This is a genomic window from Vibrio viridaestus, assembly GCF_003856525.1.
Classification (GTDB): Bacteria; Pseudomonadota; Gammaproteobacteria; order Enterobacterales; family Vibrionaceae; genus Vibrio; species Vibrio viridaestus.
Map to the genome: position 1 here is coordinate 234,529 of NZ_RJVQ01000006.1, position 22,570 is coordinate 257,098.

A 22,570-nucleotide genomic window follows, 5' to 3' on the forward strand; every position below is an offset into this window, starting at 1 on the left:
CTTAGATAAGTAAACAGGAGTGCAATCCTGTTTACTTGATAGTTGGACATTATTGCGTGAATTAGTTCGCAACAATATTCAAAAGTTTACCCGGAACATAAATCACTTTACGTACGGTTAGACCTTCCGTGAATTTCTTCACATTTTCATCGTCAAGTCCAAGTGCTTCGACTTGTTGTTTCGAAGCATCAGCAGCTACCGTTAGCTTACCACGAAGTTTGCCATTTACTTGAAGCACGATGAGTTTTTCATCTTCAATGAGTGCTTTCTCATCGAAATTTGGCCATGCAGCGTAGTCGACATTCTCTATCGAGAGTGCTTGAGCCATTTCAAAACAAACGTGAGGAGTAATTGGGTATAGCATTACTACGATCGCTTTCAGGGCTTCGTCCATGATCGCGCGGTCTTGCTCTTCAGTCAGTGGTGCTTTCGCCAACTTATTCATCAACTCCATAATCGCCGCGATTGCTGTGTTGAAAGTTTGTCGACGAGCAATATCGTCTGAAACCTTGGCGATTGTTTTATGAATTTCACGACGAAGATCTTTTTGTGCTGCAGAAAGCGAGTCAACATTGACCGCAGATGCTGGACCTTGTTCGCTGTGTTGTAGTACCAGTTTCCAAACACGTTTTAAGAAGCGGTTGGCACCTTCTACACCCGACTCTTGCCACTCAAGTGTCATGTCTGCTGGTGATGCAAACATCATGAATAGTCGAACAGTATCTGCACCGTATTTATCAACCATCTCTTGTGGGTCAATTCCGTTGTTTTTAGATTTAGACATTTTAATCATGCCTGAATGCTCAACAGCTCGACCTTGGTCATCAACGGCTGACGTAATGCGGCCTTTACCATCGCGTTCTACGCTTACATGTGTCGGAGAAACCCATTCTTTGGTGCCTTTCTCGTTTACGTAATAAAACGCGTCAGCCAAAACCATGCCCTGACATAGTAGTTGTTTGAATGGCTCGTCAGAGGTCACGTAGCCAGCATCACGTAATAGCTTGTGGAAGAAACGAGAGTACAACAGGTGCATACAAGCGTGCTCAATTCCGCCCACATATTGGTCTGCTGGTAGCCAGTAGTTTGCCTGCTCTGGGTCAAGAATGTCATTTGCTTTTGGCGAACAGTAACGAGCGTAATACCAAGACGATTCCATAAAAGTATCAAAAGTATCGGTTTCGCGTAGCGCTGGCTCACCATTAAATGTTGTCTTTGCCCATTCCTTATCGGCTTTGATCGGGCTAGTTACGCCGTCCATAACCACGTCTTCTGGCAGAATAACAGGTAACTGCTCTGCTGGTACCGGATGAACCTGACCATCTTCCGTTGTGACCATAGGAATTGGAGCACCCCAGTAACGCTGACGAGACACACCCCAGTCACGAAGACGGAAGTTAACGGTTTTATTGCCTTTACCTTCTGATTCCAATTTGGCTGAGATAGCATCAAAGGCGTCAGAGAAGCTAAGGCCATCAAATTCACCTGAATCGAACAGCACACCTTTTTCTGTGTAAGCCGCTTCACTGATATCGACATCTGAACCATCTTCAGGTTTGATCACAGGGATGATGTCCAGACCGTATTTGGTAGCGAATTCATAGTCACGTTGGTCGTGAGCTGGAACGGCCATTACAGCGCCTGTACCGTAGTCCATCAACACAAAGTTGGCGATATAAATTGGCACTTCACGTCCGTTAAGAGGATGAATGGCAGTTAGACCCGTGTTGATGCCTTTCTTCTCCATTGTTGCTAGTTCAGCTTCAGCAACTTTGGTGTTTTTACATTCTTCGATGAATTTCGCTACTTTAGGATCGTTGTTACCTGCGATTGTCGCAAGTGGGTGTCCGGCAGCAATACCTACGTAAGTCACACCCATTAATGTGTCTGGGCGAGTGGTATAGACTTCAAGGTCTTGGTGACCTTCCACTTTAAATTTAAGCTCAACACCTTCTGAGCGGCCGATCCAGTTGCGCTGCATGGTTTTTACCATTTCAGGCCAACCTTCAAGGTTGTCTAGATCATCAAGTAATTCCTGAGCGTAAGCAGTAATCTTAATAAACCACTGAGGAATTTCTTTTTGTTCTACAGGCGTATCGCAACGCCAGCAACAGCCGTCTTCTACCTGCTCGTTCGCTAGAACGGTTTGATCGTTCGGACACCAGTTTACTGATGATGTCTTTTTATAAACCAACCCTTTCTCATAAAGTTTGGTAAAGAACTCTTGCTCCCAGCGATAGTATTCTGGAGTACAAGTGGCAAATTCACGAGTCCAATCGTAGCCAAAACCAAGCAGCTTAAGCTGGTTTTTCATGTATTCAATATTTTCGTAAGTCCAAGGTGCTGGAGCCGTGTTATTTTTGACTGCCGCATTCTCAGCAGGAAGACCGAATGCATCCCAGCCAATAGGCTGCAGCACGTTCTTACCTTGAAGACGTTGAAAACGAGATATAACATCACCGATAGTGTAGTTACGCACATGACCCATGTGCAGACGACCACTTGGGTATGGGAACATGGAGAGACAGTAGAATTTCTCTTTGTTTGGGTCTTCAGTGACTTCAAATGTTTTGTTTTTTTCCCAGTACTCTTGAACTTTCTGTTCAATTTCCTTTGGATTATATTGTTCTTGCATCGATGATTTCCGGTTATCTTGGAATTTGTGAGTTCAATTAGAACAGATACTAGTAGATCCGCATAGAATACCTAAAGCGGGACAGCACAACAATAGCCAATATAGATTGTGGGAGATCTGTTATGTCAAAACGTCAAAGTCAATACGAAAAATTAGTATCGGAAGTGATAGAAGCGTTGAAACAAGGTCCTAAAGAGATCGAACGCATTCTTGATACGTCAGAGAAAGTAGCAGAAGCAGCTTCCGATATGACCAAAGATGAGTTAGCACTGATGTCCGCCTATATCCGGTCAGACTTAAAAGAGTTTTCCGATAGCTTTGAAGAAGGGAAAAATGGACCCTTCTACTTGATGATTGAAAACTCTTTGTGGGAAGGACTAACTTCGATTTCGGATACGACTCAACTAGAGTGGAATGAGGTTTTCAGTGAACTCGAACAACGTGGAGAGTACAAAGTCGGTGACCTGATTAGTCTCGGTACTCTGATATGTGAGAAATGTGGTCACAAAGAAGAATACAATCACCCTTCAGAGGTGATTGCATGTACCCAATGCGGCCACGACACATTCAGCCGCATCGGTGTTAAAAAACGATAGGGTGAGTCGTGAGTAACACGCTATCGTTTACTTAGTGGCTCTACGATGAATCAGAAGAGCCACTATCAGCAGTAACCCAGCCCATAAATAAAGTGGTATCGAGCCGAACATCCTGTACGGAGTGCTTCCTGTCGATGAGGTTACTGTTGCCTTTAAAACCGCGGTCTCAAACTGAGGTAGTTGTTTGATAACGTACCCTTTGTCATCGGTAATTGCTGTGACGCCATTATTGGTGACTCGAATTAGAGGCTTGCCTAATTCTAACGCTCTCATACGTGCAATTTCCATATGCTGAAGTGGGCCATTCGAGTGACCAAACCATGCATCGTTGGAAAGGGTGAGTATAAAATCTGTTTGGTCAGTAGTATTGGCTCTAACTTGCTCACCAAAAGCGATCTCGTAGCACAGTGCTGATACAAAGCGACGACCATTGACGTTTAGGTTCGTTTGAATATAAGCGCCTTCCGAAAATGCGGACATCGGTAAATTGAACAGTGGTGCGATTGGTCTTAACCATTTCTCGAACGGAACAAACTCACCGAAAGGTAGAAGGTGATGTTTATGATAGCGATGATTGATATCGAGCCGGTAAGGATGCTCAGCGCCCTCTCCGAGAGTCAACACACTATTATAAAGTGCATTGCTGTCCGTCCGGTTCAATATACCAGTTATAAAGCCCGTGTTGCTCTCTCTTGCTGAAGAATCTAGATCAGACAAGAAACTAGGAATTTGATATTCGAAAGCTGGAATAGCCGCTTCAGGCCAAATAATGATGTCGGCGTCCCAGTTTTTCTGAGTCAGTTCGGCGTATTTGATGATAGTAGGCCAACGCTCACTTGGCTTCCATTTGATCGCCTGGTCAATGTTACCTTGAATAAGAGCAAAGGTTGTTTTTTCTGAGTTTGGTTTTACCCAATCAACCTTTTGCAACAAATCCCCACCGCTCCAAAGTACCAGCGGAAGCGCAATCCAAACAAGTTTTCGGCTTAATATTGCGTATGCAAGCGCACCGGAAACTAGCGCTATAATATAGCTGATTAACTCAACCCCGCCGATAGGGGCGAAGGAAGAGAAAGAAGAGTCAATTTGGCTGTATCCGACCCACAGCCAAGGAAAACCAGTAAATACCCATCCCCTAAGCCATTCATTTATCAGCCATAAAGCGGGGCCGGCAACAATGAGTTTTACGAATAGGCTCTTATTGAAAAATCGGTTTATTGTCCAACCAAATAAAGCAGGGTAGAGAGCTAGGTACGCGGAAAGTATTAACATCAACGAGAAGCTGATGAATTTAGGAACCCCACCGAAAGTGTCGATACTGACATGCACCCACGAGATGCCAACGCCGAAGTAAGCTAAAGCCCATAGAAAGCTGAGTTTGAATGATGACTTAGCTGGGCGGTTGTGAATTAGTAACAAAAGTCCGGCCAAAGAAATGAAGATCACTGGCCAGTAGGAATAGGGCGCAAAAGAGAGCGGGGCACTCGCACCTAAAAGAACGGCCAGTATAGGCCGTTGATATCGTGTTATTTTCTGCATAAAAGACTGAGCTAGTACTGGGAATGAGCCAAACTATATCAGTCGGGTGACACTTCTGTCACACTTTCTGTGTCAGGAATTGTCACCTGCAATTGAATAATTCTGCGGTTGTCTGCACTAGACACTTTGAACTGATATTCACCGATGTGGACCACTTCACCACGACTTGGCAAATGGCCAAATGCTGTCATAACAATGCCACCAATGGTATCCACTTCTTCATCGGAGAATTCAGTGTGGAATACTTCGTTGAAGTGCTCGATCTCGGTGAGAGCATTAACGGAGAAGGTATGTTTACTGAGCTGACGAATCTCTTTTGCTTCCTCATCGTCAGTTTCATCTTCGATGTCACCTACGATTTCTTCGAGAATGTCTTCAATTGTCACCAAGCCAGATACACCGCCAAACTCATCGACAACAATGGCCATGTGGTAGCGTTCTTCGCGGAACTCTTTGAGTAAACGATCTACACGCTTACTTTCCGGGACTACCACGGCTGGACGAATGACTTCTTCGATGTTAAATGGGGTAGATTCTGAACCAAGATACTTGAGTAGATCTTTTGCTAGTAGAATACCTTCTACGTGGTCTTTATCTTCACTAATGATTGGATAGCGGGAGTGTTGGGCATCGGTAATTAACGCAATTAAGGAATCCAGACTGTCGTTTCTATCGATAGTGACCATTTGTGAGCGCGGTATCATAATGTCCCGAACTCTCATATCAGCGATTTGCATGACGCCTTCAAGCATACCTCTGGTATCGTGGTCTATTAAGTCGTTCACTTCGGAATCGCGAATAACTTCTACAAGTTCTTGTCTATCTTTAGGGTCACCTTGGAACAGTTGACCAATACGTTCAAAAAACGTCTTTCGACTCGGACCATCCGAATTTTGCGAATTATCTTCGTTCATTTTTACTCTATGAAATAGCGCTATCAAAAGTGTGATAGCTCACATCGTAAATCGGATAACCGCTTGACCGTTGCGGTTTCTTCGACGATTTACAGTTTCTCTATTAAATATGGGTCTTCAAACCCCATTTTCAATAAAATTTCTGCTTCGAGAGACTCCATTTCTTCAGCTTCATCGTCTTCGATATGATCATAACCTAGCAGATGAAGACTACCATGTACAACCATATGAGCCCAATGTGCCATCAACGTCGTATTTTGTTCCAGAGCTTCTTTCTCTACAACTTGTCGACAAATGATGAGATCTCCCAATAAGTTGAGTTCAACACCAGGAGGGGCCTCAAAAGGGAAAGATAACACATTTGTTGACTTATCTTTGCCTCGATATTGATAATTTAGCTGATGACTTTCTTCTTCATCAACGATACGAATGGTAACTTCTGCTTCTTCTTGGAATGGTTTTATCGCCGAAGAAAGCCACAATTCAAATGATTCAAAGGAAGGCAAGCCTTCCTCTGATCGTGATGCGATTTGTAAATCCAAATCTATACTCATGATTCGCTGGACTCTTTTTCTGAACTTGCGTTAGCAAGCTCGGTTTTCTGAACATCCATTACTTTAGCTTCGCGTTCTTCTCTGCGGCGCTGCTCATAAGCTTTACGCTCTTTTTGATCCTGGAGCTCCCACTTTTCATATGCCGTAATAATACGAGCAACAACAGGGTGACGGACCACGTCGTCAGCCTGGAAAAAGTTAAAGCTGATTTCCTCAACATCACTTAAGACCTCAATGGCATGGCGCAAGCCTGATTTCGCACCACGAGGCAAGTCTATCTGAGTGACATCTCCGGTAATTACCGCACGGGAGTTAAAGCCAATACGGGTTAGGAACATTTTCATCTGCTCGACAGTCGTGTTCTGACTTTCGTCTAAGATGATAAAGGCATCATTTAACGTACGACCACGCATGTAGGCCAGAGGTGCCACTTCGATTACATTACGTTCAATGAGTTTTTCAACACGCTCAAACCCGAGCATTTCAAATAATGCATCGTACAAAGGACGGAGGTAAGGGTCGACTTTCTGGCTCAAATCACCAGGTAAGAAACCTAACTTTTCACCTGCTTCAACCGCTGGACGAGTCAACAAGATACGACGAATTTCCTGACGCTCTAATGCATCAACCGCGGCGGCTACTGCCAGATACGTTTTACCTGTACCAGCAGGGCCGATACCAAACGTAATATCATGTGTCACCATGTGCATCAGGTATTGAGCCTGATTGGGTGTCCGCGGTTTTATAATGCCTTTCTTCGTTTTCACGAAGACTTCTTTACCGTGGGTAATGGTTGATTCAGTACTTTGTTCCAGAACACCACTTTCTTTAATGGCAAGATGGATTTGTTCTGGTTCGATATCAGGGATATTGCCACGAACGGGTGCTGTATCCACGTAAAGTGTCTTGAGGATATCAATTGCAGCGCTCGCTGTATGAGGTTTACCCAAAACAGTAAAAAAGTCGCTACGGTGATTGATCTCTACACCAAGGCGGCGTTCTAGTTGCTTAATGTTGTCATCGAAAGGACCGCACAGACTAGACAGACGGCGGTTGTCGGATGGTTCTAAAGTAACTTCTAGAGTAACGATTTTATTGCTCAAATTAGCCTCTCTGTTTTGTCATTATGGAAACCCGATTACGACCGGGTCTCCAATGACAATGTATCGCAGATTAAGGAGTAAAGGTAGCTACTCCTAGTTCATCTTCACGTTTTGTTTTCTGCATCATTTCAGCAGGACTTACGACAACACGAAGATTCATGTCTTTTTCTGTTCGGATTAATTCACCGCGTAGTGAGTTCGGGAATACATCGACAATGTTAACATCAACGAATTGGCCGATAAGCTCTGGTGAACCTTCAAAGTTTACAACCCGGTTGTTCTCAGTTCGTCCACGTAACTCCATCACATTTTTCTTCGACGGGCCTTCAACCAGAATACGTTGAGTCGTACCCATCATAAGGCGTGAGTAGCGCATCGCTTGAGAATTAATGGTTTGTTGTAACTCGTATAAACGCTCTTTTTTCACTTGCTCAGATAAATCACACGGATAGTCAGCAGCAGGCGTTCCCGGACGCGGTGAAAAGATAAAGCTAAAGCTCATATCAAAATCAACGTCGCGAATTAGTTTCATCGTATCTTGGAAGTCTTTGTCAGTTTCTCCAGGAAAGCCGACGATAAAGTCAGAGCTGATTTGAATATCTGGTCTTGCTTTGCGTAGTTTACGAATAATGGACTTATATTCGATAGCCGTATGAGGGCGTTTCATCATCGTAAGAATACGGTCTGAACCACTTTGAACCGGTAAATGAAGGAAGCTTACGAGTTCTGGAGTGTCTTCGTAGACTTCAATGATATCATCAGTAAATTCTAGTGGGTGACTGGTTGTAAAACGAATACGGTCGATACCATCGATTGATGCTACTAGACGTAATAACTCAGCGAACGAACAGATGTTGCCGTCAAACGTTGGGCCTCTGTAGGCATTAACGTTTTGACCCAGTAGGTTAACTTCACGAACGCCTTGCTCTGCAAGCTGCGCGATTTCGTAAAGCACGTCATCCATTGGACGACTGACTTCTTCACCACGGGTATATGGAACAACACAGTAAGTACAGTATTTAGAACAACCTTCCATAATGGAAACGAATGCAGTTGCTCCTTCCGCTTTTGGCTCGGGAAGACTGTCAAACTTTTCAATTTCTGGGAAAGAAATATCCATCACAGGACTTTCATTAACCTGAGACTGTTTAATCATTTCTGGAAGACGGTGCAATGTCTGTGGACCAAAGATAACGTCGACAAAAGGTGCACGTTCTCTAATGTGATCGCCTTCTTGTGTCGCTACACAACCACCGACACCGATAACAACGCCTTCCTTCTTATCTTTTAAGGTCTTCCAACGCCCGAGCTGATGGAAAACTTTCTCTTGCGCTTTTTCTCGGATCGAACAGGTGTTGAGTAGTAGGACATCTGCTTCCTCTGGCTCTTCGGTCAGTTCATAGCCTCCTGCTGCGTTGAGTAGGTCGGCCATTTTAGATGAATCATATTCATTCATCTGGCAGCCCCAGGTTTTAATTAGCAGTTTCTTACTCATCTCACTTTCGCTCGTTCAATTATTTTCAAGTTAAAGAGCCTTTGCTCATAGTATATACGTTACACCGACATTTCGGTAAGCGGCGTATTGTACTGCTTTAAAAGTCGGCTGACTAGTCGATCACTTAAATCTATTCCGGGTTAAATTAATTTTGTTCTAACCCTTGATTTATTTAGGGTTAAAGAGAAAACATAGTCGCAATTATTATCTGATAAAGTACAATTTACTCTTAACAGAGATAACCCTTTGAGCAGTGGTCATAAATGAAAGAACATCAGATTGTCATCGTGGGCGGAGGTATGGTTGGTGCGGCAACGGCGCTTGGGTTTGCCCAGCAAGGGCTAGACGTCGCGATAGTTGAAAATAAAATACCGCTACCATATGAACCAGAGCAAAAAGTGGATTTACGAATCTCTGCAATATCTATGGCGACAGTCAACCTATTGCAAGATCTGGGTATATGGTCCACGCTTGAGTCGATGCGGCTTTGTCCGTATCGACGCTTAGAAACTTGGGAACATCCAGAGTGTCGTACACGATTTCATTCTGATGATATTGGTGAAGAACAACTCGGCTACATGGTTGAAAATCGCATACTTCAATTGGCGCTTTGGGAGCATATGCAGAAGCTGCCATCACTTTCTTTATACTGTCCGGACAGTTTGCAAGATATTATCGATGATAGACAAAGTGATGCGGTGATAGTCTCGTTAGATTCAGGTGAAAAAATTCGTACTCAATGGGTTATCGGGGCCGATGGGGCAAATTCTAAAGTACGACAGTTATCTGGTATCGGTGTTACGGCTTGGGATTATCGTCAACATTGCATGCTAATTAACATTGAGACTGAAAGTGATCAGCAAGACATCACCTGGCAACAATTTTTCCCATCTGGCCCTCGCTCGTTTCTTCCTTTCGTTGGTCATCAGGGGTCGCTAGTTTGGTACGATTCTCCAAATAGAATTAAGCAGCTGATGGCGATGAATAATTTGCAGTTGAAGCGAGAAATAGAATCGTCATTTCCTGATGAACTTGGGGCTTTTACAGTATTAGATAAAGGGTCCTTTCCTCTGACACGGAGACATGCGCAGACCTACTACAAAGGAAGAGTGATTATTATCGGAGATGCCGCACATACTATAAATCCACTCGCAGGGCAGGGAGTGAACCTTGGCTTTAAGGATGTGTCTGTGCTACTTGAAGAGTTTAGAAAAGCTGGCGATGTTTCTGAAAGCGTGGCTCGTCAGTATTACCGACGTAGAGTCGTGGATAACCTTGCGATGCAAAGTGGTATGGATTTCTTTTATAAGACGTTTAGTAACAATTTACCACCGCTGAAGTTTGCAAGAAATGCGTTGCTTAAACTGGCTGAGTTGTCTGGTCCGGTAAAAAAAGAAGTACTTAAATACGCGATTGGACTGAAGTGAGTTGTTATTTCGTTTAGTCATTAAAAAAGGCGCTATACGCGCCTTTTTTAATTGGGTAAGCAAGTAAGTCGATTACTTAGTTACACGCAGAACTGGAGTTTCGCCAACAACAACTTGACCAGAAAGTTTATTCAACTCTTTGATTTCGTCCATGTTAGAGATAACAACTGGAGTCAATGTTGATTTTGCTTTTTCTTGTAGAAGTGCAAGATCGAATTCGATGATTGTATCACCAGCTTTAACAGTTTGACCTTCTTCAGCAATACGTTTGAAACCTTCGCCTTTAAGTTCAACAGTGTCGATACCGAAGTGAACGAATAGTTCAACGCCGTCTTCAGATTCGATAGAGAAAGCGTGGTTAGTTTCAAAGATCTTACCGATAGTTCCGTTAACAGGAGCCACCATCTTATCACCAGATGGTTTTACAGCAATGCCGTCACCAACGATTTTCTCAGCGAAAACAACGTCTGGCACGTCTTCAATATTCACAATTTCACCTGAAAGAGGTGCGATGATTTCAATTGCACCTGCTTCAGTACTCTCGTCTGAAACTAGCTTTTTAAGTTTGTCGAACAGCCCCATTAGTTCATGCTCCTAAAAGTTAGAATAATTGTGTGGTTATAGTATACCAGTCATATGCAATAGACGAGTAGTTTTCTCGTCTATTGCCTTGCTGAATATATCTTATTGTGATTTTTCAGCGATAAATTTGTCAACACACTCTTGGATTTCGTCCGCAGTTGGCAGAGACAGGGCGTGTTCCGCCATTGCCTTCACTTCTGCGAAGTTAGAGTTGCGGATAATTTTCTTAACTTTAGGGATAGAAATACCGCTCATTGAAAACTCATCAAGACCCATACCTAATAGAAGCAGAGTTGCTCGATCGTCACCAGCAAGTTCACCACACATACCAGTCCATTTACCTTCAGCGTGAGAAGCATCAATAACCTGTTTGATTACTGACAGAACAGCTGGAGAGAGAGGGTTGTAAAGGTGTGAAATCATTTCGTTACCACGGTCAACCGCCAGAGTATACTGAGTCAGGTCGTTTGTACCGATAGAGAAGAAGGCCACTTCTTTTGCTAGGTGATGAGCAATCGCAGCGGCTGCAGGAGTTTCCACCATAACGCCAATTTCGATGTTTTCATCAAATGCAAGGCCTTCAGAACGAAGTTCTTCTTTGTATTGCTCAATTGCCGCTTTAAGTTCACGAATCTCTTCTACAGAGATAATCATTGGGAACATAATGCGTAGTGTACCGTGAGCAGATGCACGTAGGATACCACGTAACTGGTCACGTAAAATTTCACGACGATCTAAGCTGATACGCACTGCGCGCCAGCCAAGGAATGGGTTCATTTCTTTAGGCAGGTCCATGTATGGTAGGTCTTTGTCACCACCGATATCCATGGTACGGATAATAACTGCCTGATCACCCATTGCTTCTGCAACTTCTTTATAGGCTTCGTACTGCTCTTGCTCTGTAGGAAGAGAGCTACGATCCATAAATAGGAATTCAGTACGGTACAGGCCAACACCTTCACCACCGTTACGGATCACACCATCACAGTCTTTAACGGTACCAATGTTACCGCAAAGTTCTACTGTGTGACCGTCGGTTGTTTCTGCATGAAGGTCTTTTAATTTAGCTAGTTCCGCTTTTTCTTCCAGAACATCATTGCGTACTTTTTCTGCTTCCGCTAATTCTGCTTCTGAAGGATTTATAATAATTTTGTTGTTGATCGCATCAACAATCAGGGTGTCGCCATTCTTAACTTGCTTAGTGATATCGTTGGTACCAACAATAGCAGGAAGTTCTAGTGAGCGAGCCATGATAGAAGTGTGAGACGTTCTACCACCGATATCTGTTACAAAACCAAGCACGAAATCAAGGTTGATTTGCGCCGTTTCTGATGGTGTTAAATCATAAGCAACGAGAATAACTTCTTCGTTGATAGAGCTTAAGTTAACAACATTGATGCCTAGTGCATTCTTAACAAAACGAGAACCGATATCACGGATATCAGTTGCACGCTCTTTAAGGTACTCGTCGTCTAAAGATTCTAGTGCTGCTGCTTGCTCTTCAATCACAGTATGAATTGCGTTATCAGCAAACAATTTGTCGTCTTTGATCAGAGTAATAATTTCTTCTTCTAGCTCTTCATCTTCAAGAAGCATGATGTGGCCTTCGAAGATTGCTTCTTTCTCTTCACCGAAAGTTTCTAAAGCTTTCTGCTTAATTACTTCCAGCTGATCTTTAGATTTGTTACGCGCGTTGTAAAAACGCTCAACTTCAGTTTCAATCTGACTTTCAGAAATAGAGCCTGTGTTTAATACAATTTCATCTTCTTGAAGTAGTAGTGCTTTACCAATCGCAATACCTGGAGATGCTAGGATGCCTGAAATCATAGCTTTACCTTAAAATGGTCAACTTTAAATCGTTTTATAAAAAAATAAGTACCAAATTTATCATTCGGCAAAAATGAAAAATGTCATTTATACACAAGGCCATGTAGCAGAGCTATATGGCCTTGTAAGTATAGGACATGAATTACTCTAAGTGGTCCATAAGGGCAACTAGGTGATCAACTGCTTGTTGAGCCTGTGCACCTTCTGCAGAGATAGTCACAACTGTGCCTTTAACAAGACCTAGAGTTTGTAGTTTAAACAAACTCTTTGCACTTGCGCTTTTGCCGTTAGAAGTAACAGTGATTTCTGCATCGAAACCTTTTGCTTCTTTAACGAACTGAGCCGCTGGACGAGTGTGAAGACCGTTTTCTGCAGTGATTTCTACTTGCTTCTCGTACATTTTATATACCCCAATATAATTTATTTTTGTTTATTTTAAGTTCGCTAGACTAACCGATTAGTGGGTAAGTTGCTGTTTGTCAAACCTACTTGTCGTATCCGTGAACCTTTAACTCTTCCGCCAGTCATCATTTTCGTGACTGTGTCCGGATATTGAATATTGAATCTTTATTTTGAAGCTTAAAATAAAGTATGACGATATTACCAAAGGTGTGCCAAGGATCAACAAAAAAGCCCCTGAAAGGGGCTTTTTTTCGTGGAAATTTGATTTGACCACATATTACTGTTGGTTTTCTTTCTCTGTAAACAAGCCAGCAAATAGGGCTGTACTAAGGTAACGTTCACCTGAGCTAGGAAGGATAACAACGATGTTTTTATCTTTAAATTCAGGTAGTTCAGCGAGACGATTTGCTGCAACAACAGCTGCGCCTGATGAGATACCAGCTAAAATACCTTCTTCTTCCATCAGACGACGAGCCATTTCAATTGCATCGTCAGATTTAACTGGTTCAACGCGGTCAATCAGGCTTAAGTCTAGGTTACCCGGAATAAATCCAGCACCGATACCTTGAATTTTATGAGGAGCAGGTTTGATTTCTTCACCAGCGAGCGCTTGCGCAATTACTTGAGATTCTGCTGGTTCAACAGCAACAGCTACGACGTCTTTACCTTTGGTTTTTTTCAGGTAACGAGTTGTACCAGTCAGAGTACCACCCGTACCTACACCCGCGATGAATACATCAACATTACCGTCAGTCGCTTCCCAGATTTCTGGACCTGTTGTTTTCTCATGAATTTCTGGGTTTGCTGGGTTATCGAACTGTTGAAGCATTAGATATTTCGCTGGATCACTTGCAACGATTTCTTCCGCTTTAGAAATAGCGCCTTTCATGCCTTTAGCCGCTTCGGTAAGCTCTAATTTAGCACCTAGTGCTTTCAGCAGTTTACGGCGTTCTAAACTCATAGATTCAGGCATTGTTAAAGTCAACTTGTAACCACGTGCTGCAGCAACAAACGCTAAAGCGATACCAGTGTTACCACTTGTTGGTTCAACCAGCTCTACACCTGCTTTCAATTTGCCTGATTTCTCAGCATCCCAAATCATGTTAGCGCCGATACGACATTTAACACTGAAGCTAGGGTTGCGTGATTCAACTTTAGCAAGGATATTTCCTTTGCTAACTTTGTTTAAACGTACTAGTGGAGTGTTACCAATTGTTAACGAGTTATCTTCGTAAATCTTACTCATTGTTATATTCCTTCATTACACGTAGATGCCTTGAAATCAGGCTTAGTGTTCACTGTAGTGAAAACTCAGTCAATTCACACCACAGTGAACACCTATTAAATTCTAATTGTAGAGCTTAGGCGCTCGGCAAAAATCGTAAAGGATTAAAAAGTTATATCTTATAGGAACAGAGGATACCAAATCACATAACTTTTATGATGCATGCTGCTTTTTAAATACTTCAACCCACATTGCTGTTGCGCCACATACGGCGACTGGCATAACAAACAAGTTTATGAAGGGAACTGTAGTAAAGAAAGTCACCAACATCCCGAAGCTATATGCGCAGCCCTGTTTTTGTTTCAAATTATTTCTCATATCATTGAAACTAACTTTGTGGTTATCGAACGGGTAGTCACAATATTGAATGGCACACATCCACGATGCAAATAAGAACCAAACGATAGGTCCAATAGTCTGACCAAGCCCTGGGATCAAAAGTAAAATAAACAGGCCAATCATTTTGGGTAGGGTGTATATCAACTTGCGCCACTCGCGGGCAAAAATGCGCGGCATGTCTTTAAAAAATGCAGCAAGTCCTTCATCTTCAGGCGTGTGTCCATCCAGCATATTTTCAACTTTCTCTGCCAAAAGGCCATTAAATGGAGCTGCAATAAAGTTTGTCAGTGTTGTGAAGTAGTACATAGAGACAACAAGGATAGCGATAACCATCAATGGGAATAGTAAGTAATGCAGCCAAGAGAGAAAGTCGGGTAGTAAGCTCATGATATCATTCACCCAAATATCCATTTGGCTAAGTACGTAATATAAGCTAGCGCCGATGAGAATAATATTGGCAAGCAATGGAAATAATACAAATCGGCGAAGTCCCGGAGTGGTTGCGAGTTTTATCCCGTAGAAAAAATAACCAAACCCCGAACGTTTATTCATCGACATCCCTAAATTCCTATAGATAGATTAATTAAAGAAAAACAGTCTAGCGTATTCTATAACACTCAAATGGGATTAAAAGTTAGAAAAATATAAACTTATACTTAAGTTCTTACATTAAATTGTTCAAATCTGGGCTGAAATTTTGGTAAAGTGAACAGATCGATAAAACAGATGCTTAGGTTATACTGTTTTACATAATTATGTTGATCTTAATAAATCATCGGAAACTGAGAGTTTAAAATGCAGGAATTGCGATTCGTACTCATCGTCGTCGGCTTGTTAGCGATTGCAGCGTTACTTTTCCATGGATTATGGACAAGTAGAAAAGAAGGCAAGTCGTCGAAGTTTAGCGATAAGCCACTAGGCAAAATGGAAGAAAAGAGAGCCGCACGAAAATCAGCAGAGAAAGAAAAGCCTTCTCGCTCTTTCTTCTCTTTTAAAAGTAAAGACGAATCCGAAACTCCTAAAATTAAGAAGAAGAGAAAAGAGCCAGGGTTTGAAGTTGAAGAACAAACTCATGATCCTTTAATCGACCCTTCATTTGATAATATTGATGACCCTCTTTTATCCTCATCAAGCCGCTCAGAAGACAATTATCTGGCGAAAACTGTAGATGAAGTAGAACATGAATTAGATGAAGAAGATGTTGTTTCGGAACCTGTTGCCAGTACTAAGACTGTTCAACCTGAACCGCATCAAGACGTTGAGACTCCGGAAGATGACGAAGGATTTGAAGTTATTGTCTTAAGTGTCCATTGTTCAGGGAATACGCCTTTTGTTGGAACGGAGCTGTTCGATAGTATGCAGCAAAATGGATTATTGTACGGCGAGATGGATATCTATCACCGCCATGCTGATTTGTCGGGAACAGGAAAGGTACTGTTTAGCGTAGCGAACATGATGCAACCTGGTACTTTGAAACATGATGATCCTGAGACGTTTACCACCAAGGGTATTTCTTTCTTTATGACGTTGCCATGCTTTGGCGACCCAGAACAGAATTTCAAACTGATGTTGAAAACGGCGCAGCAAATTGCCGATGATCTTGGAGGAAATGTCCTTGATGAGCAGCGTAATTTGATTACTCCTGATAAACTGGACAAGTGCCGTAGACAGATCCAACAGTTTAAAGCCCGATCCGCCAAATAATGATTAGGTGTTTAAATTAAGGCTCCGGTTTGGAGCCTTTTTTCATCATCTCAAGAGAAAAAAGATGTCAAACGCAGAACAAAGAATTCAAGAATTAAAAGATACACTTCATCATCACTCAATTCTTTACTATGTCGAGGATAACCCTCAAATACCTGATGCCGAGTACGACAGGTTAATGCGTGAGCTTATTGAACTGGAACACCAACATCCAGAATTTATGACGGCAGATTCTCCTACTCAGAGAGTTGGTGGCGCTCCGTTGTCTGGTTTTTCTCCAGTTCAACATGAAATTCCCATGCTTTCTCTTGATAACGCCTTCGATGATGAAGGTATTGATGGATTTTTCCGTAGAGCATCAGACCGATTACGTGGGCAGAAGATTGATTCTTATTGTTGCGAGCCGAAGCTTGACGGGCTAGCTGTTAGTATCTTGTATGAAGATGGGGTTCTCACTCGAGCGGCGACTCGTGGTGATGGTGCAACTGGAGAGAATATTACTGAAAACGTTCGGACAATCAAATGTATTCCTCTTAAGCTCCGTGGCACTGACATTCCCCAAAGAATTGAGGTGCGTGGCGAAGTCTTTATGCCCAAAGCAGGATTTGATGCCTTAAATGAAGCGGCTGCTAAAAAAGGTGAAAAGACATTCGTTAATCCACGTAATGCTGCTGCAGGAAGCTTGCGTCAGTTAGACTCAAAAATTACCGCTAAGCGTCCTTTGAGTTTTTATGCGTATGGGGTCGGTGTGGTAGAAGGCGTCGAATTAGCTGATTCTCACTTTGGCCGCCTGGAACAGTTGAAGCACTGGGGATTACCTATGTGTCCCGAGACCCAAAAGGTTACTCATAATGACGATGTAAAAGCCTATTACAAGGCAATAGGCGAAAGGCGCAATTCGCTGTCGTATGAGATCGATGGTGTTGTTATCAAAGTCAACGATATTGGGTTACAGGAAGATTTGGGATTTGTATCTCGAGCTCCTCGTTGGGCTATCGCCTATAAGTTCCCTGCTCAGGAAGAAATGACGTTGCTTAACGATGTTGAGTTTCAGGTCGGACGAACAGGGGCGATAACTCCAGTGGCTAAATTGAAACCCATATTTGTTGGTGGTGTTACCGTCAGTAATGCGACCTTGCATAACGCGGATGAAATTGAGCGTCTGGGCGTTAAAATTGGAGATACAGTCATAATCCGTCGAGCTGGTGATGTTATTCCTCAGATTGTGTCAGTTGTGACTGAACAGCGTCCAGAAAACGCAAAGGACATTGTTTTTCCAACGCATTGCCCGGTTTGTCAATCAGACGTTGAACGTGTTGAAGGTGAAGCTGTTGCGCGCTGTACTGGCGGACTGGTATGTCAGGCTCAGCGTAAAGAAGCATTAAAACATTTCGTATCTCGTAAGGCTATGGACGTCGATGGACTGGGGGTTAAAGTCATAGAGCAGTTGGTTGATAAAGAAATGATTAAGTCACCTGCAGACCTCTACCGTCTTTCTGCAGGGCAGTTGACTATTCTTGAGCGAATGGGTCCTAAATCGGCACAAAACGCCGTTGATGCCCTCAATCAATCAAAAGAAACTACGTTGCCACGTTTTTTATATTCTTTAGGTATTCGTGAAGTTGGAGAGGCGACCGCAGCGAACCTAGCTAAGTATTTCGGAACGCTTGAAGCTATTATGGATGCTTCGCTAGAACAACTAGTCGAAGTTCCGGATGTCGGTAATATTGTTGCCAGCCATATCACAGGCTTTTTTGCAGAAGAAAACAATCTTGCAGTCGTCAACGATTTAATCAGTCAAGGGGTTCATTGGAATGACATCCGTATAGATGAGAAAGATGATACTCCGAAACCATTGGATGGTATGGTGGTGGTATTGACAGGATCTCTATCCCAGTTATCCAGGAGCGATGCAAAGACCGCTCTCGAAAACTTAGGTGCAAAAGTGACAGGCAGTGTCTCGAAGAATACAAATATTGTATTTGCGGGTGAAAACGCAGGCTCAAAACTCACGAAAGCCGAAGAGTTAGGTATTGAAGTCAGAACGGAACAAGATTTGCTGGACTTAATGAGTTAATTGCAATTTGTCTCATTTGGAGGTGGTGGAAATGAATATTAGTGAAGTCTCGAAAGAGACCGGATTAACGGCAAAATCGATTCGTTTATATGAAGAGAAAGGCCTCATTACACCACCATCCAGAGAGCTTAACGGCTATCGTGCCTATGGACGTTCTCATATTGAAGAGCTTCAGCTTATAGCACGAGCGAAACGCGTTGGATTTAGTCTTGAGGAATGTCGTGCTTTGGTTAATCTTGCAAAAGATCCCACGAGGAAAAGCGCGGCAGTCAAAGAGAAAGCCCAAGAAAAACTCGATGAAGTAAAAACTAAGCTAAAGGAACTAGAGCAGATAAGAATACAGCTGGAACACTGGGTCGATGAGTGTCCCGGAAATGACGAGAGTGAGTGTCCAATTATTGATGAGCTAAAAGGCTGTTGCCATCATACCAACGAGTCGAATTAGCTGGACTTAACAATTAACCTAAATCCATCATGGTCATAAACCGTGACAATAGAACCTGCGAGTATTGGCGTCTGAGTAATAGCCAACCACTTGGTTTGCTCTATCTCAACGTTGAATTCACCCTCGAGTACACTTTCTTCCAAACGAAAGGTTTGTCCCAGCAATTGCTCTGGGTTAATTCTCTGATAGGCCTCATTTTTTACTGGCTTACGGTAAAAGTTTTTCTTCCAACATAACCAGCATGTTAAAAAAGCAAAACCACAAAATGCCTGCCATTGAATATCCCAAGGCACATCACGAATGCAGAGCACAATACCAATCGATAACGCTGAAAATCCGAGCCACAAAAAATAACCGCCAGTACCGATCAGTTCAAGAGTGAGTAGAACGAGTCCCAGACTTAGCCAATGAAGAAAATTAATTTGAGCAAGAAGTTCGGTCATATACATTCTCCTTATCCCAAACGAAGGCTACCGCCTAAGCGGGCGCTAAAGTAGGTAGTAAAGGAAAATGGGGGAAAGATAATATTTGCTGTTCTGTAACTAAGATTATTCATGCTTCACTTCAAATGCGATCTGACTATTATGAAATTTTTATTATTTGGATAGGCACATTCTCTTAGATGATGAGTGAAAGGTACATATTCAGAATTGAGACAGGGCTAAATAAAAAGCCAGTAATCGAAGAATTGATACTGGCTTAACTTTATCGACCTAAATGTACTAATAAATGAGTTAGTACATCATGGAATATAATTGGCGACGGTATTTACCGGAAAGTGGATTCCCTTGACCAAGCGCACTCAGAATGTCCATGAAGACTCGCTTCATTTCACCATCTAATGCGTTCAGGTCTCGACTCAGGAATATCCATAACATTTCCAGAGCTTCTTCATCTCTGTTGACCTCATGATATTTAGCGGCCAGTTCTTTTGCCAGAGAAGGATCATTGTTGGACTGTTGAAAGGCTGTTTCTAAAGCCGTGATTTCTGGACTGTTCGCGGCTTCTTGATGCAGTTCCAATTTTGCGACAAGCCCTTTGTAATAATTATCTTTGTATTCAAGAGGGATGTTTTGTAATTGTTGCTCGGCGAGTTCAAACTGGCTAGTTTCAAGATAACATTCAGCGAGAGCGAGCTTTGTTTCACCTTTCGTTTTTAGCTCGTCGGGTAGAGCATTGAGTAAGGTCAGAGCATTGGCAAAATCACCCGAGCCGACTAATGTGAGAGCTTGAGTAAGGTTCATTTCATCGGCACTTGGTAAGTGCTTATCTAGCATACTTTTTACTGCTTCTATGGGTTGCGGGCCGCCAAGGCCATCAACAGGCTGACCATTAGAAAATAGAGCTAAGGTCGGCAGCTGTTGCACACCACATTGCATCGCGATAGCCTGATCGGCTTGGCAATCCAGTAAAGCCAGTTTAAATGCCCCATTATATTGCTCGGCTAACTGTTTCAGCGGTCCAATTAAATGCTGACTTTCTTCACTCGCTGGAGCCCAAAAATACAATAAGACAGGTTTTTGCAGAGATTCAGTAATAACAGCACGGAAGTTTTCTTGATTCACTTCCACATAATTTGCACCATGTTGAGGTTGCATAGAGGCTCCTTGGGATCTTTTAATCTTTCTATTAGCCATAAAGTATGGGCGGAATGTGCTGATTTCAAGAGATAAAAAAGCCGTCTATATGACGTAGACGGCATTAATGATAATTAGTTTGTAGTGCGAACGCTTTATAAAGCGATTATGACAACGATCGCTATAAAGAGCCCCAACCAATTCAATTTATTTAAACTCATTGGGTCAATCCGAAAATGATTCTGACTAAAACATCATCAATATAACGGAGAAATATGAAAGATTGATGACGTTTTAGGCTGCTTTGAATAAAATTTTATCTATGACTCTTGTCGGTAAGATGCGTTTTAATACAGCGAAAACCTTAGTCGGTGTGGTCACACGATAGCGAATTTTGGGCTTAGGCGACTCTAATGCGTGTATCAGCGGTTCCATACAGGACTCAGGTGGCAAGGTAAATTTGTTGGACGATTTATCTTTGCTAAGTCTGGCCAGTTGTTGTTCATACTGACTTTTATGAACGCTATTCTCTACGTCGATCCATCGCTGAAACTCTTTTAATGCATTGGGACGAAACTGAGTCTCTATAGGACCAGGTTCAATAAGTGAGATGTGAATACCACTTCCCATCAGTTCCAGTCTCATGGTATCAGTCCAACCTTCCAAAGCAAATTTAGACGAGTTATACGCGCCACGATACTTCATTGCAGCGAAGCCCAGTATTGAGCTGTTTTGTATGATGCGACCCTGACCTTGTCTTCTGAAATGAGGAATTAACTTGGTCGTAAGTTCGTGCCAACCAAAAAAGTTGGTTGTAAACTGAGCCTTTAATGCCTCAATCGGTAAGTCTTCTAAAGCACCGGTCTGTCCATAAGCACCGTTATTAAAAACCGCGTAAAGTTGATTGTTTGAGCGCTGTAAAGCGTCTTCTACACCTTGTTTTATACTCTGAGAGTCCGCTAGATCAATCTGAATACAATCTATTCCCAGACTAATCAGCTTATCTACATCCTTTTGTTTACGGCATGAGGCGATGACCTTGTAGCCTCTTTCCTTTAGTGTCAACGCGGCACAAAGACCAATACCGGATGAGCACCCCGTGATCAGAATATATTTCGACATAATCGTTGCCAGTGTTATTTATGATTTCTCAGGATATCGTCTAAAGCGGGTCTAAGTCTAGGGAAGTCGAACGTAAAACCTAAATCAGTCAACGCCTTAGGCTTTGCTCTGGCACTATCAAACAGTAATTTAGATGATTCTCCCATAACCATTGAAATAAGCCACTGAGGTGTTTTTAAAAAATGAGGTCTATTTAGAGAATGGGCTAAAGATTGGCTGAAGCATTTGTTGGTCACCGGGTGCGGAGCACAAAGATTAAAAGGCCCGTGAGCATAGTCCGTATTCATTAGAAACAAGATGGCCTTAACCATATCGCGTATATGAATCCATGGAAAGTATTGTTCGCCGTTTCCCAAGCTTGAGCCCAGACCCCATTGATAAGGGAGGAGCATTTTTTTTAGCGCCCCACCTTCAGCAGATAATACTACACCCGTTCTCAGCAGGCAGACTCGAGTTTGATCGGATGCGGCATTAAGTGCGATCTTCTCCCACTCAATGCATACCTTATGTGCGAATTCGTTATTATGAACTCGTAAGCTCTCATCGAAGGGATGAGATTGCTGATCTCCATAATAGCCGACCGCTGACCCACTGATAAAAACCGTAGGAGGATTAGTGCTGGCATGTATCAGAGAGACTAACTGCTTGGTTATATCCCAGCGACTATTGCAAATTCGCTCCTTTTGTTCATTACTCCAGCGTTTATCTGCGATTGGCTCTCCTGCCAGATTAATAACGACATCGTAGTTATTTAGGTCAGATAAACTTTGCAGGTCATCCAAAAATGACAACGTGGCTGAGGGCAAATGGCGTAGCGTAGATTTAGCTTTACTTATATTACGAGTAACCACACAAATATCATTGGGGCTGAGTAACTTTAATAGTGCCGACCCTATGAGGCCAGTTCCGCCAGTAACCAGAATTTTCACGCCGTTATCCTTACTGCA

The 22,570-nt window shown here is 42.7% G+C and carries 20 protein-coding genes; 5 read left to right on the forward strand and 15 right to left on the reverse strand.

Translation table 11 applies throughout. The features are described 5' to 3' along the window. Window positions 1-61: 61 nt before the first annotated feature. Entirely contained in the window at window positions 62-2,635 is a 2,574-nt protein-coding gene (gene leuS / locus EES38_RS14900) for a leucine--tRNA ligase (RefSeq protein WP_124938004.1), read from the reverse strand. 122 nt (window positions 2,636-2,757) lie between these two features. On the opposite strand from leuS, the gene EES38_RS14905 reads away from it, so the two are divergent. Further along, the gene (locus EES38_RS14905; RefSeq protein ID WP_124938005.1) at window positions 2,758-3,231 is read left to right on the forward strand and encodes a zinc ribbon-containing protein; all 474 of its coding nucleotides are present in this window, start codon (window positions 2,758-2,760) and stop codon (window positions 3,229-3,231) included. A 27-nt stretch (window positions 3,232-3,258) separates the two neighbouring features. On the opposite strand, the gene lnt is transcribed toward EES38_RS14905, so the two are convergent. The 5 genes from lnt to miaB all read right to left on the reverse strand — a co-directional run bounded on the left by lnt (window position 3,259) and on the right by miaB (window position 8,836). Then, complete coding sequence (gene lnt, locus EES38_RS14910) at window positions 3,259-4,770, reverse strand: apolipoprotein N-acyltransferase (protein WP_124938006.1); 1,512 nt, start codon at window positions 4,768-4,770, stop codon at window positions 3,259-3,261. 38 nt (window positions 4,771-4,808) lie between these two features. After that, window positions 4,809-5,684, reverse strand: a complete 876-nt coding sequence (corC, locus tag EES38_RS14915; protein WP_124938007.1) for a CNNM family magnesium/cobalt transport protein CorC — start codon at window positions 5,682-5,684, stop codon at window positions 4,809-4,811. A gap of 89 nt (window positions 5,685-5,773) precedes the next feature. Next, on the reverse strand, window positions 5,774-6,238 hold the full coding sequence (gene ybeY / locus EES38_RS14920) for an rRNA maturation RNase YbeY (RefSeq protein WP_124938008.1): 465 nt from the start codon (window positions 6,236-6,238) through the stop codon (window positions 5,774-5,776). After that, window positions 6,235-7,341, reverse strand: coding sequence for a PhoH family protein (locus EES38_RS14925; RefSeq protein ID WP_124938009.1), 1,107 nt, complete (start codon window positions 7,339-7,341; stop codon window positions 6,235-6,237). The genes ybeY and EES38_RS14925 overlap by 4 nt, the downstream gene beginning before the upstream one ends. A gap of 70 nt (window positions 7,342-7,411) precedes the next feature. Further along, a complete protein-coding gene (miaB, locus tag EES38_RS14930; RefSeq protein ID WP_124938010.1) occupies window positions 7,412-8,836 on the reverse strand; it encodes a tRNA (N6-isopentenyl adenosine(37)-C2)-methylthiotransferase MiaB in 1,425 nt (474 codons plus the stop codon). 263 nt (window positions 8,837-9,099) lie between these two features. Here miaB and EES38_RS14935 point away from each other — a divergent pair, with 263 nt between their 5' ends. Further along, entirely contained in the window at window positions 9,100-10,263 is a 1,164-nt protein-coding gene (locus tag EES38_RS14935; RefSeq protein ID WP_124938011.1) for a 2-octaprenyl-3-methyl-6-methoxy-1,4-benzoquinol hydroxylase, read from the forward strand. 72 nt (window positions 10,264-10,335) lie between these two features. On the opposite strand, the gene crr is transcribed toward EES38_RS14935, so the two are convergent. The 5 genes from crr to cysZ all read right to left on the reverse strand — a co-directional run bounded on the left by crr (window position 10,336) and on the right by cysZ (window position 15,256). Further along, the gene (gene crr, locus EES38_RS14940) at window positions 10,336-10,845 is read right to left on the reverse strand and encodes a PTS glucose transporter subunit IIA (protein ID WP_124938012.1); all 510 of its coding nucleotides are present in this window, start codon (window positions 10,843-10,845) and stop codon (window positions 10,336-10,338) included. 102 nt (window positions 10,846-10,947) lie between these two features. Further along, window positions 10,948-12,672 carry a phosphoenolpyruvate-protein phosphotransferase PtsI gene (gene ptsI / locus EES38_RS14945; protein WP_124938013.1) on the reverse strand — a complete coding sequence of 575 codons (1,725 nt, stop codon included), beginning with the start codon at window positions 12,670-12,672 and terminating at the stop codon, window positions 10,948-10,950. Between the two features lie 142 nt (window positions 12,673-12,814). After that, a complete protein-coding gene (locus EES38_RS14950) occupies window positions 12,815-13,072 on the reverse strand; it encodes an HPr family phosphocarrier protein (protein ID WP_124938014.1) in 258 nt (85 codons plus the stop codon). A gap of 279 nt (window positions 13,073-13,351) precedes the next feature. Further along, on the reverse strand, window positions 13,352-14,320 hold the full coding sequence (gene cysK / locus EES38_RS14955; RefSeq protein ID WP_124938015.1) for a cysteine synthase A: 969 nt from the start codon (window positions 14,318-14,320) through the stop codon (window positions 13,352-13,354). Between the two features lie 192 nt (window positions 14,321-14,512). After that, window positions 14,513-15,256, reverse strand: a complete 744-nt coding sequence (gene cysZ, locus EES38_RS14960; RefSeq protein WP_124938016.1) for a sulfate transporter CysZ — start codon at window positions 15,254-15,256, stop codon at window positions 14,513-14,515. A 237-nt stretch (window positions 15,257-15,493) separates the two neighbouring features. On the opposite strand from cysZ, the gene zipA reads away from it, so the two are divergent. The 3 genes from zipA to cueR all read left to right on the forward strand — a co-directional run bounded on the left by zipA (window position 15,494) and on the right by cueR (window position 18,924). Next, on the forward strand, window positions 15,494-16,402 hold the full coding sequence (gene zipA, locus EES38_RS14965; RefSeq protein WP_124938017.1) for a cell division protein ZipA: 909 nt from the start codon (window positions 15,494-15,496) through the stop codon (window positions 16,400-16,402). A gap of 64 nt (window positions 16,403-16,466) precedes the next feature. Then, window positions 16,467-18,479 (forward strand): NAD-dependent DNA ligase LigA, encoded by a 2,013-nt coding sequence (gene ligA / locus EES38_RS14970; RefSeq protein ID WP_124938018.1) that lies wholly within the window; start codon window positions 16,467-16,469, stop codon window positions 18,477-18,479. 31 nt (window positions 18,480-18,510) lie between these two features. Continuing rightward, window positions 18,511-18,924 carry a Cu(I)-responsive transcriptional regulator gene (cueR, locus tag EES38_RS14975; protein ID WP_124938019.1) on the forward strand — a complete coding sequence of 138 codons (414 nt, stop codon included), beginning with the start codon at window positions 18,511-18,513 and terminating at the stop codon, window positions 18,922-18,924. On the opposite strand, the gene EES38_RS14980 is transcribed toward cueR, so the two are convergent. The 4 genes from EES38_RS14980 to EES38_RS14995 form a co-directional block, all read right to left on the reverse strand. After that, entirely contained in the window at window positions 18,921-19,367 is a 447-nt protein-coding gene (locus EES38_RS14980) for an NfeD family protein (RefSeq protein WP_166434285.1), read from the reverse strand. The genes cueR and EES38_RS14980 overlap by 4 nt on opposite strands. 291 nt (window positions 19,368-19,658) lie before the next feature. Beyond that, window positions 19,659-20,522, reverse strand: a complete 864-nt coding sequence (locus EES38_RS14985; protein ID WP_124938021.1) for a co-chaperone YbbN — start codon at window positions 20,520-20,522, stop codon at window positions 19,659-19,661. Window positions 20,523-20,795: 273 nt separating this feature from the next. After that, window positions 20,796-21,623: an SDR family oxidoreductase gene (locus EES38_RS14990; RefSeq protein ID WP_124938022.1), complete on the reverse strand. Its 828-nt coding sequence runs from the start codon at window positions 21,621-21,623 to the stop codon at window positions 20,796-20,798. A gap of 14 nt (window positions 21,624-21,637) precedes the next feature. Beyond that, window positions 21,638-22,552, reverse strand: coding sequence for a TIGR01777 family oxidoreductase (locus tag EES38_RS14995; protein WP_124938023.1), 915 nt, complete (start codon window positions 22,550-22,552; stop codon window positions 21,638-21,640). Between the last annotated feature and the right edge of the window lie 18 nt (window positions 22,553-22,570).